This is a genomic window from Algoriphagus ornithinivorans (assembly GCF_900115305.1).
In the GTDB taxonomy this organism is placed as follows: Bacteria; Bacteroidota; Bacteroidia; order Cytophagales; family Cyclobacteriaceae; genus Algoriphagus; species Algoriphagus ornithinivorans.
The window spans coordinates 220,750-232,429 of sequence record NZ_FOVW01000005.1 but is presented as its reverse complement, the minus strand read 5'-3'; the positions used below and the strand labels follow the sequence as shown (position 1 = coordinate 232,429).

The 11,680-nt window shown below is 39.6% G+C and carries 11 protein-coding genes; 6 read left to right on the top strand and 5 right to left on the bottom strand.

Annotation, left to right across the window (positions count from 1 at the left end):
* The first annotated feature begins 2 nt into the window (after window positions 1–2).
* From BM073_RS09275 to BM073_RS09250, 6 genes are all read left to right on the top strand, one after another.
* Window positions 3–980: a CE1 family esterase gene (locus BM073_RS09275; protein WP_091653481.1), complete on the top strand. Its 978-nt coding sequence runs from the start codon at window positions 3–5 to the stop codon at window positions 978–980.
* 99 nt (window positions 981–1,079) lie between these two features.
* Entirely contained in the window at window positions 1,080–2,336 is a 1,257-nt protein-coding gene (locus BM073_RS09270; RefSeq protein WP_091653479.1) for a DUF2254 domain-containing protein, read from the top strand.
* Between the two features lie 57 nt (window positions 2,337–2,393).
* Window positions 2,394–3,851 (top strand): pyridoxal phosphate-dependent decarboxylase family protein, encoded by a 1,458-nt coding sequence (locus BM073_RS09265; protein ID WP_091653477.1) that lies wholly within the window; start codon window positions 2,394–2,396, stop codon window positions 3,849–3,851.
* A gap of 34 nt (window positions 3,852–3,885) precedes the next feature.
* Window positions 3,886–4,854 (top strand): TolB family protein, encoded by a 969-nt coding sequence (locus BM073_RS09260; RefSeq protein ID WP_091653476.1) that lies wholly within the window; start codon window positions 3,886–3,888, stop codon window positions 4,852–4,854.
* A 102-nt stretch (window positions 4,855–4,956) separates the two neighbouring features.
* The gene (locus BM073_RS09255; protein WP_245756395.1) at window positions 4,957–5,406 is read left to right on the top strand and encodes an outer membrane insertion C- signal; all 450 of its coding nucleotides are present in this window, start codon (window positions 4,957–4,959) and stop codon (window positions 5,404–5,406) included.
* A gap of 98 nt (window positions 5,407–5,504) precedes the next feature.
* Complete coding sequence (locus BM073_RS09250) at window positions 5,505–5,957, top strand: DUF1905 domain-containing protein (protein WP_091653474.1); 453 nt, start codon at window positions 5,505–5,507, stop codon at window positions 5,955–5,957.
* Here the strand turns inward: BM073_RS09250 and BM073_RS09245 are convergent.
* From BM073_RS09245 to BM073_RS09225, 5 genes are all read right to left on the bottom strand, one after another.
* Window positions 5,954–8,356 (bottom strand): TonB-dependent receptor, encoded by a 2,403-nt coding sequence (locus tag BM073_RS09245; RefSeq protein WP_091653473.1) that lies wholly within the window; start codon window positions 8,354–8,356, stop codon window positions 5,954–5,956. The two genes, BM073_RS09250 and BM073_RS09245, sit on opposite strands and share 4 nt — an antisense overlap.
* Before the next feature lie 82 nt (window positions 8,357–8,438).
* Entirely contained in the window at window positions 8,439–9,149 is a 711-nt protein-coding gene (locus BM073_RS09240; protein WP_091653471.1) for a fatty acid desaturase, read from the bottom strand.
* A gap of 21 nt (window positions 9,150–9,170) precedes the next feature.
* Entirely contained in the window at window positions 9,171–10,016 is an 846-nt protein-coding gene (locus BM073_RS09235) for a 4-hydroxy-3-methylbut-2-enyl diphosphate reductase (protein ID WP_091653469.1), read from the bottom strand.
* Between the two features lie 96 nt (window positions 10,017–10,112).
* Window positions 10,113–10,823 (bottom strand): lycopene cyclase domain-containing protein, encoded by a 711-nt coding sequence (locus tag BM073_RS09230; protein WP_091653467.1) that lies wholly within the window; start codon window positions 10,821–10,823, stop codon window positions 10,113–10,115.
* A complete protein-coding gene (locus BM073_RS09225; RefSeq protein ID WP_091653465.1) occupies window positions 10,823–11,665 on the bottom strand; it encodes a phytoene/squalene synthase family protein in 843 nt (280 codons plus the stop codon). The genes BM073_RS09230 and BM073_RS09225 overlap by 1 nt, the downstream gene beginning before the upstream one ends.
* Window positions 11,666–11,680 lie beyond the last annotated feature (15 nt).

The window sequence follows — 11,680 nt, the reverse complement described above, 5'->3', positions numbered from 1 at the left end:
CAATGAGGAAATTATTCATATTCTTATTTATATCCTGCCATTATTATTTTTTGGCTGCTTGCCAAGGAGAGAATTCTAACACTCCAAATATCCAGGAAAATATTGCCGGCACTTATTATAAGTCCTTAATCACAAAAGATGGTCAGGATAGGAATTATATCGTCTACGTGCCTTCATCTGTAAACTCTAGAGAAAAGCTCGCTTTACTATTGGTAATTCACGGAACCAACCAAAGTGGTCAGGTATTCTATGATAAAGGATTGTGGAACTCGAAAGCAGATCAAGAAGGATTTATAGTTGTTTATCCAACTGCTTTAACTTATTGTCATTTTGACGAGGGCACTCAAAGAACTACAACCAAATGGGCAGCCGGGGACTTAGGAGAAAGTGATTTACAGAAAGGAGGATTACCACTTTGCGTTGGCGAAACCTTAAGAGATGATATGCTATTTTTTGACGAGCTAATCGAAACCTTGAAATCAGAGTATCTAGTGGATGAAAAACGTATTTATGCAACAGGTTTTTCAAACGGTGCTCAAATGGCTTCACGATTAGCTGCGGAACGCTCTGATATATTCGCTGCTATCACTATTCATGCAGGTAATTTGTCAGAGTTTATTCCTCCAACACTTTCGCCAAACCCCATGTCAATCATAGTTTCCGTAGGAACTTCCGATCCGCTTTTTTTGAAGAAGATTGGCTTCAATCAGCCAATTGCAATAAATCCTGATGCTATCAATATACCCGGAGTAAAATCGCTTATAAATCCCTTTCTTTCTATTTCTGGCTTAAATTCTAATTACACCTACACAGAGAGACCCTATTTTGGAAAGAAAATCGGCAGGTTTCATTTCAATTCTAGCAATGTTAACAAGGAAAATTCTTTGGATTTTTTATTGATTGAGGATCTTCAGCATAATTATACCAACATTTTAATTGATCCCTATTGGGAATTTTTAAGGACAAAAAAGCTTCAGTAAGCCAAGGATTAAATTTCCTTCCGATTAATAATGTGGTTTATTCATAAGCCCAAACTGGAGAATCCTTATCTTACTTGAGTATAGAAAACGAACTTTTTTATGAAAAATAATATCCGATATTACTACAGTTTGCTTCAAGAAAGACTATGGTTTAAACCTCTACTTTTTTGCATCATTTCAGTTGGGTCTGCTTTTTTGGCTCATATAGCAGACAACAGTTTTTTGGATGATATGGTCCCTGAAATTGAAGAGGACTCCATCGAAGTTCTGTTGAATACAATTTCTGCAAGCATGCTGGTTATAGCCATTTTTGCGGTGGGGTCCATGCTATCCGCCTTTTCTGCAGCCAGCAGTAGTGCTACACCTAGATCCTTCCCCTTAATTGTTTCAGACGACGTTTCACAAAATGCCCTTTCTATATTCATTGGCTCATTTATTTATAGCATCATTGCCACTGTAGCATTCAAAAATGACTACTTCGGGAAAGCAGGAAATTTTACACTTTTTATTCTAACCCTAGTAGTATTCGCTATCGTAATTTTAACCTTTTTAAGATGGGTAGACAGTATTTCTAAATTAGGCAGATTAGGCCAAACCATACAGAAAGTAGAAAAAGCAACCAAAGACTCCTTTTTGGAAAGAAAGCAGAGACCATACTTAGGTGCGAAGCCACTAAAGTCAAGTAAAAAAGGAACTCCAGTTTTTTCAAAATTTATCGGCCATATTACCCATATACATATGGATCAGGTAGATGAGTTTACCAAAGAATTTGATGTCGATGTAATCATTAATTGCCTACCAGGCTCTTTCTGTACTCCTGATCAACCTTTGGCTTATTTTCAACAAAAACACAAGGAAGAAGTAGAATTGGAAAAATTAATTAACTGCTTTGAAATCGGGTTAGAAAGATCATTTTTGGATGATCCTCGTTTTGGGTTGATCGCTTTAAGTGAAATTGGAAGCAGAGCTCTTTCTCCGGGAATCAATGATCCGGGAACCGCCATTGCCATCATCAAAAGTCACACTCGTTTATTTTGCGAATGGTTTTCTAAAGAAGATCAAGAGTCAAAGTCAGTGATTTATGATAGGATAGAAGTTCCTCCACTTTCTCTTTCTGATATGTTTGAGGATGCTTTTCGCCCAATTGCCAGAGATGGAGCCGGAACTGTAGAGGTCATGATCTGGCTTCAAAAATCCTTTTCTACTCTATGGAATATTGGAAATCAAGAAGCCAAGGAATTGGCTATTCTTCATTCTAAAACATCCTTTGAAAGAGCTGAGAAGGCAATTTCAAATATACATGATATTGAAAGCCTGAAAGAGAAATCCTTATTCTTTGCCCATCAGAAATCTTAATCTAGTTTTACTATTTCTGAGAATAAATGAAAATTACCCCTTTTATATTTCCCTCAAATGCCTGAAAATAAAAACCTGACCTTAGACCCGGAAAACTGGGATGAAATGAGACAGCTTGGCCATCAAATGATCGATGATCTATTTGATTATTGGCAATCAATTCGGGATCAAAAAATATGGAAGCCTATTCCCGAAGAGGTGAAGGACCAATTTGAAAAACCAATTCCAGAAAAAGGGCAAAGTCCAGAGGAAGTTTATAAGGAATTTAAAGAGTTTATATTTCCCTACAATAAAGGAAATGTGCATCCTCGATTTTTTGCATGGATTCAGGGGACAGGAACTCCCATGGGAGTTTTAGCTGATTTGTTGGCCTCCGGAATGAATCCTAATACTACCATTGGAGAGCATTCTGCTATGTATGTGGACAGGCAAGTGGTCAACTGGTGTAAAGAATTGATGAATTATCCACAGGAAGCCTCCGGAATCTTGGTCAGTGGTGGGTCCATGGCTAATATTACGGCTCTTACAGTAGCAAGAAACTCTTTCGGCTCTGAAAAAATACGCCAAAAAGGACTTAAGGCAGCTTCCGCTCAGTTAATTATTTATTGCTCTGTAGAGACACATTCCTGTATTCAAAAGGCAGCAGAAATTATTGGTTTGGGAACGGATTCAGTTCGAAAAATTTCTGTGAATGAGCGGTATGAGATGAATGTTGCGGAATTAGAACATCAGATTATTTCAGATAAAAAAGCTGGACTTCTACCTTTTGCCATAGTAGGAACCTCAGGCACTGTCAATACCGGCGCTATCGATCCGTTGGATGAATTGTTGAAGATTTCAAAAACTTATGGCCTTTGGTTTCATGTAGATGGAGCCTATGGAGCCTTGGCAAAATTAGACCCTGTATATGCTCCTCGATTAAAAGCGATAGAAGAAGCAGATTCTGTTGCCTTCGATCTTCACAAATGGTTATATGTTCCCTATGAAGTAGGCTGTACTTTGATTCGGGATGCAAAGAAGCATCGAGAGGCTTTTGCCATCACTCCCAACTATTTATTGCAGGAATCCCGAGGCCTTTCCGGAGGCTTAGACTCCATCAATAATTATGGTTTTGAGCTCTCTAGAGGCTTTAAAGCACTGAAGATTTGGATGTCTCTCAAAGAACATGGCAAAGAAAAATATGCTGCCATGATAGCTCAAAATAATCGTCAGGCAGAATACTTGGCAGATTTGGTCAATCAAAATCCAGAATTAGAATTGATGGCACCGGTTTCCATGAGCATTACTTGTTTTCGAATGATCAAGCCAGGACTTTCGGAAGAGCAATTAAAAGATCTGAACCGGGAAATATTACTGAGACTTCAAGAAGAAGGAATTGCATCGCCAAGCAGTACCATTCTCAATGGGAAATACACCCTGCGGGTTGCCAATGTAAACCAGAGAACTCGAATGGAAGACATGGACCTGTTGGTTCGGGAAGTGCTTAGAATCGGGAATCAAATTGTGATTGCGTAGAAATTTTGGGTAAATTCCATAAACCCTACGCATCATGAAATCAGCACTTTACCTCGCCCTTTTAGGCTTAATTCTGTTTTCCTGCAAAAATAGCCCTGAATCTTCCAGCCCAGAACCTGGCTACCTAATCGCCTTTAATACTTACGAACCTGACTCAATTGTAGAAGATAATTGGGAAATACGGATCATGGATCCCGAAGATAGTACCCATCATTCTACCAATATTATCAATCATCCTGATGTAGCATGGACCTATTTTGCCAATGGACCTACTATCTATTTTATCAGTGATAGAGACACTGCTTATCGACACTTTTTTCTCTATCAAATGGATAGTGAAGGAAAAAATATTCAAAAATTGTCAAATCTCAGGTTAGAGGACAGTTGGATGGATTTGGACCCGGCAACCCAAACCATGGTCGTATCAGGGAGAACAGAAAGCCGCTATCAACTCTACCTGATTGATCTCAAAACCGGAAATTATACACCATTCATGCATGATACTACCTTCAAATTCCAAGACCCGGTTTTTTCTCCTGACGGCAAACAGGTGGCTTATGTAAAAAGTCCAAAAGTCCAAGAAAAGGGAATTTTTCCTGAGGTTTTTCTAATAAATAGAGATGGTAGTGGGGAAAAACAACTAACCAAATTTCCCGCAAACGACCCTGCGGCAGAAAAATATGGGTACAAAGCTGGAGCACTCAAGTGGCATCCCACTGAAAACTTCATCAGTTATGCCAGTTCAAGAGGAAATACCACTTCAATTTTCGGAGTTAGGCCAGAAGGGGGAGAGAGCTGGAAACTTTTTCCCTCTGAAAACCGCGAAGTTTATCACTCCTGGAGTCCTGATGGGAAACTCTTGACTTTTGAGCAGTCCGAGCCAGACAGTGCCTCCAAAGGATATAAACTGATTCTCATGAATTGGGAGACAAAAAAATTCCAAGACATATCCGATCCTGCTTTCAAAACTCAATTAGCACCAGTATTCGTGCAAAAAAACTAAGAGCAGTCCCTAATTTTAGGACAAAAGCAGGAAATATTGGCCTAATTTTGGTGCTTGCATGGATTGGCTTTGGCCTATTCTAAAATTAAACCAAATACTATCATGATGAAGTTTTTAAAAATCAGTTCACTCGTTCTTTTTCTGGGCTTTTTTGCGGCTCTTGAAAGCCACGCTCAGGAAGTGGGTCTACGTTTCGGTAATGTAAATGGAAATAACGTAGCATTAGACGCGGTTTTTGCTTTGGGCGAGTTTAGTAGAGTCCATGGTGACTTAAGCTTTGGAGGCGGAGGAGCAGGGATTGATTTGCTTTGGAACCCAATCTATCGCCCTATCTCTGATTCAGAGTTTAATTACTATTTGGGATTTGGCCCCTCCTTATTTTTGGGTGATCCATTCAAATTGGGAGCGGCAGGTGAAATTGGTGCAGAATATGAATTCCCCGACTTTCCTCTAATTGTGGGCCTGGATTGGAGACCCTATTTTATTTTGATAGAAAACACCACATTTGATGCCGGTGGCTTTGGATTAAATATTCGTTGGAGATTAAATTAATCCAATTATTACGTAACTTATAGCTGGGTCATCGCCCGGCTTTTTTTATGCCGACTGACTGAGATTATTGCCTTTTTTCTGTTTAAACAGATACAAAGATGGAACTGATTCTGGAAGGTGATTTCTACTTGGAGCGTTTCTCAGGAAAAGCAGGATGGACCTATATTCCTTTCTCAAAGGAAAATATTTCTGCCAAAAACCCTTTTGGTATGCTGAAAGTCTCCGGAAGCATCGACGAATATCAGTTTGAAGACAAACACCTAATGCCTATAGGAGATGGCAGGCTTTTTTTACCACTAGCGAAGCAAATTCGGAAAAAGATCAAAAAAGAAGCTGGTGACTCTGTTCACTTAAAACTCTACAGACAAGCTTTACCCGACAGTGCACCCCCTGAACTCTTGGATTGCCTACGCGATGACCCCGGAAAGCTTAAGCTTTTCGATCTATTGCCTGTAGAAGAAAAAGAAAAGTGGATTAGCTTTATTTACAGCGCAAATTCAGAAGATGAGAAAGCGAACAGAATCGTCAAATTACTGGAAGAATTGCATTAAAACTCCACAATGATCCCAATGGTCGGCAACACATTACCCGCAGTATTCTCTATCAAGCGCAATTGATATCGGCTAGGGTCATTGGGATTTATTACTTTTTGGCCAGAATTATCTCTTTCAGGCACCAGAATAGGAGCCTGTAAGGCTTGAAAATTATAGGCATTTTGAATATCCACGTACCAATTGAGATTCCAGTTTTTGAAAAAATACTTCTTATCCAACCTCAAATCCAATTGATGAAATGCTGGCAATCGTTCTCCATTAATTCGGCTATAGTCCAAGATCCCTGAGTTTCTCACATCCCAATTTGAAATCAAGGCCGATTCCTGCACATCAAATGGAGTATAAGGAGTACCTCCCAAGAATCTCCATCTTGCGCCTAACTCCCAATTATTCTTGAATCGCTTTCCTGCTGTTAAGCTTACGATAAACCTATTATCCCAAGAAGATGGAACAAAGCCTTCTGTATTAGGATTGGTAAATTCACTTCTAACCAATGTCAAAGCAGCTATCCCATAGAAATCTTTGAAAAGCCGCTGCTGCGCCAAAAACTCAATTCCATAAGCTCTCCCTTCAGCATTTGAATTGACAGGTTCGTTTCCGATTACTCCGAAGTCAGCTCCCAAATTGGCTAAGGCTATACCATTACGAATGGAGGAGGGATAATTATCATACTTTTTATAAAATGCCTCAGCCGTAAAGCGCCGATTTTTTTCAGGAACCAAAAATTCAATTCCTCCGATCAATTGACTGCTCCTAATGAACTGCACATCATTTTCTTGATTAACCAAGACGCCTTCATTGTTTCGAAAGCCTAAAACTGTGTAGGGTGGTTTTTGATAATAAATGCCTGCATTCGCTGTGGCAAATAAATTTGGTTTTAATTGGTAAGAAACAGAAACCCGTGGACTAATTTGGTTGAGAGGGTTTGTGGCTGTACTTCCAAAGTCAGAACCATCCATTCTTAGCCCACCCGTAAGTAACAAGCGCTCCCCATTGAAATACTTGCTTCCGGAAATGAAGGCTCCATAAGAGCTGAAGTTGGAGGTGGAATTAATGTCTATCACCTGCCCTGATCCAGACAGAGTTGCCCTGTCAAAATTATCAATGAAATAACGAGCATATTCATAATTCACCCCATACTTCAGAGTATAGCCTGCTCCAAAGATGCTGTTTTCAGCCCGAAATTTATTTTCGGATTCCTGGCTTAAATAATCAAATAAAAGATTGGCCTCTGAGCTCGCATCATTATTGGCGTACTTAAAGGAACGGTTGTTCAGCATATTCCTGCTCAACACAAAAGTCCAGAATCCGTTTTCCCGAAAACGCTTTAATTTCAATCCGGTGGCATAGTTCCACTGCTCCTGAATCGGCAGTACGCCCAGTAAATACAATCGATTTTCTCTTTCCTCCTGAGTTTCATTTTCTGGGATATCTTCATTGAGAACAAATTTGTCGATCGCTCCTACACCCAGAAAGGTTAACTCTGTTTTCTCGTTCAGTTTGGTGGTAGTCTTGACTTGGAAGTCATTAAATGTGGGTAAAAATGGTAAGCCCAACAGTCGAAATAAGCCCTGTAAATAAGATCTTCTCGCCGATAGCAAATAGGTGGTCTTTTCTCCCAAAGGTCCTTCATTGGAGAGTGTCAGTTCGGAGGCTCCCACAGTCAGCTGAGTAAACATTTGGTCTCTTCTTCCTTCTTTCAATTGAACTTCAAAGAAAGAGCTTAAGGCATTCATTCTATTAGCAGGAAATCCTCCTGCTATCAAATCCACATTCTTGATCAGGTTGACGTTGAGTATTCCAACCGGTCCTCCTGAAGAGCCTTGAGTGGAAAAGTGATTGATCACTGGAACTTCGATTTCGTCAATGAAAAATCTATTTTCGTTGGGTGCGCCACCCCGAATCAAAATATCATTTCTAAAACTTGGAGTACTGGCCACTCCCGGCAAAGCCTGGATAACCCGGCTGATATCTCTGTTGCCCCCAGGATACCTTTCTATTTCATTGGAATTGAGCTTGCGAACTGATAGCGGAGTTTCTTCAGACCTTGAAAACTCCGAGCTCACTACTACTTCATTCAGCTCAGAAGCATCTTCAAGTAATTCAAAATCCAACTGAACCGGCTTAGCCTGCGTAATTTGAACCTCGTATTTGGTGGCAGTTTTAAAGCCTACAAAACTGGCTCTCACATTGTATAGACCCGGAGGAATATTACCGATTTGATAGTTTCCATTCTCATCACTGATAGCTCCCAATTCTGTATTCAATATCAAAACATTGGCAAAAGCCACAGGCTGATTATTGACGGGATTGATGATTTTACCTTTTAAAACTCCTTGAGAAAAAACAGGCAGGGTTAGCAGCAAACAAATCAGTGCCGCGAGATACTTTTTCATAATCAGGTTGGAATACTTTAAAAATCAATTCCTGAAGTGAAAGTTTCAGAAATACCCGAAAATTTGACCTAAATCAAGGATTTTAAGCAGTTTGTTTTTCTTTTTCTCTCCAAAGCCTCCACCATGGAGTACCAGGCGAGTCATGATGCTCATAGTGGTAGCCAAAGAAGTAACAGCTCAAAAATGCCCAAATGTGATTTTTGGACTGAGACCGGGAGTGATGGGCATTGTCGCTTTCACCTCTATGAGGCAAGTATGTGCCGAAATAAAACAGTTGCAAAGTGGACAGAATCGCGGGAAGCATCCAGAAGACAATCAGATTTTCGGTAGGGAGCCATAGCTTTAGAACATTAAAACTGACTGCCATCAACAGTATCTGCCAGATACTTACATATTGGCGAATAAAAGAGAGATACCAAATCAGAAAATTACCGGAGGCATGATAATCAGGGTCTTCATCTGTAGCCACATGCCGATGATGCTGATGGTGTTTGGGAAAAAGCTTCCAATAAAAATTATAAGAAAACAGAATAGCTGCGATCAATCCTGTGGCATGGTTGATTTGTTTGTGTGAAGAGACCACACCATGCATGGCATCATGAGCTGTAATAAAAAGCCCTGTATAAAGGTGCATTTGTATCAAAATACCCAAATAGGTGAGTGGATTGGTCCAAGATATTTCAAACTGAATCCAAAAAACCAAAGAGATAGCCCAAAGCAAAATAATGCTCCAAGCGATCAATAGACCTTTAGGATCTACCTTTTGGGTGATTCGATACTGATTCAGCTGCATGTAATTAGACCTGTTTTCGACTCAAAAGGTAAGAATTCTTTCTCTTACCTGCTCCATCAGCCACATAGGAGTGGATGTTGCTCCACAAATTCCTACCGTTTCATTGGGCTCAAACCAGCTCTCCTCAATTTGATCTGGATTGGACACAAAAAATGTATTGGGGTTTTTCTCTTTACAAACATTATATAGCACCTTACCATTGGAAGACTTGGTGCCACTGACGAAAACTATTTTGTTGAACTTATCAGCAAAGTCACGAAGCTCCTTATCTCTATTGGAAACCTGACGGCAAATAGTGTCATTGGTATTGACAGTGATTCCATTTTGCCTTAAGATTTCATTAATCTCGTAGAATTTATCCGTGCTTTTGGTAGTCTGGCTGTATAGGGTCAGGTTTTTCGGAAGGCTAGGAATATCCAATTCAGAAATATCCTGAAAGACTACCGCCTTATTATTGGTCTGACCCAGCAATCCAATCACTTCTGCATGACCATGCTTTCCGTAGATATAAATAGTCTCTTCTTTGTCGAAAGAATTTTTAATCCTGTTTTGCAACTTCAATACAACCGGACAGGATGCATCTATAAGCGTCAAATTATTTTTGATGGACAATTCGTAAGTAGACGGCGGCTCACCATGCGCACGAATGAGGACTTTTTCATCCTTCAATTGATGCAATTCCGAGTGATCAATAATTTTCAGCCCTTTTCTGGTAAGCCTATTGACCTCTTCGTCATTATGGACGATATCTCCCAAGCAATAGAGATAGCCTTGCTCGTCCAAAATCTCCTCTGCCATTTCGATAGCATAGACCACCCCGAAGCAAAAGCCAGAATGATTGTCAATTTCTACATGGAGATTTTTCATCTGAATTGGATTATGTTTTACTAGTCCTCAAGCTGTTTTTTTCAGAAAATTTACCGTCTTAAGACTTAAGATTTTTAACCTGCCTGAATTCATAGCCTATAAACTTTTCAGGGAATGAATTGTTTTTCGGCTTCTGATACTTTCGAATATACTCACATTCATCAACAAGAGCGTCATCGAGTAGATACTATCCTCAATTGGAACTGTCCAAATTCGGATGCCTAAATTTTCGGCATTGTTATAAATCACCACCGGCTCCTCTGTCAATCCACCAGTCAGAACTCCATTACACAGGAAAAACGGTATCAGATGAACCAAATAGGCAAATAAGAAGCGCCCTAAATATTTATCATTAAAGACGAGAAAATGCACCAATAAAGCGATTGCTCCTACGAAAAAATTGACCGACGTGTACCATTTGTCCAAGTGCCAAACTGCAAAACCCAATAAAAATGGGACCATGATATAGACAAAAGGCTTTCCAAAAGGCAGGAAAATATCCTTCGGGAAAAAATAAATCAGTACCTCATAGATAAATATGCAGGCAAAAGGAACTGTCAAGAAAAACAGCCACTCTTCCAAAGGCAATTGAAAGAAGTAAATCCCTACCAAATAATCGGGGTTAAATTCCCATACTCCCATTACGGTAAACCAGTGATCCCAAATCAGAAAGAACGCCCCCGTAAAGAATATCGCTGGGAAAAGAGCGTACCATTTAGTAGCGTACCTGATTTTAGGCTCAAAAGATCTTACCAAAGGAAAGGAAATGGTAAAAAGATTGATCGCCAGATACAAATAATGCTCCATTAACTAATCCCCAGTTTGGTGCCAAAATAGGTCCCTACCAATAAAGAAATCTTTTTGGAATTAGGGATTCGGATTCTCTGCTGTGTGATAGTTTCGGCAGGCAAACCTTTGATTTTATCGAATAACTTTTGGTAATAGAGATACGCCACTTTCACCCCTAATTTCGCACCATCCGGTAACTGTTCGATTCCAATCAGAGAGTCATCAAAATCTTTCTGAATATCTCCTTCTATCTGAGTTTTTATATCTCTATTGAAAAGCTTGTAATCAACACCTGGAAAATAAACCCTGCCTCTTTCTTCAAAATCACTTTTGATATCCCGAAGGAAATTAACCTTTTGGAAAGCGGCTCCCAGCTTACATGCTGGCACTTTGAGTTTATCGTACATTTCCTGATTACCCTCACAGAAAACTTTCAAACACATCAGGCCTACAACTTCTGCCGAGCCATAGATGTATTCATTGTATTTGGAATCATTATATTTTTTGAAATCCAAGTCCATTTCCATGCTATGAAGGAAGGCCTCAATTAAGTCCAGGTCAATTTTATATTGATTTACTATGAGTTGAAATGCATGCAAAACCGGATTGAGGGAGATTTTTGCATCAATGGCTTCATAGGTATCTTTTTTAAACCTCTCCAATAAAGCCGCCTTATCCTGATCATGAAAAGTATCCACAATTTCATCTGCATAGCGAACAAAACCATAGATGGCATAAATAGGAAGATGAAACTTTTTGTCCAAAGTTTTGATCCCCAGCGTGAAGCTTGTACTGTATCGCTGAGTGATCAGTCGACTACATTCCAGTGTGGTTTGGTCAAAAAGTGCTTTAGCATCCATTGCTATAATATACCT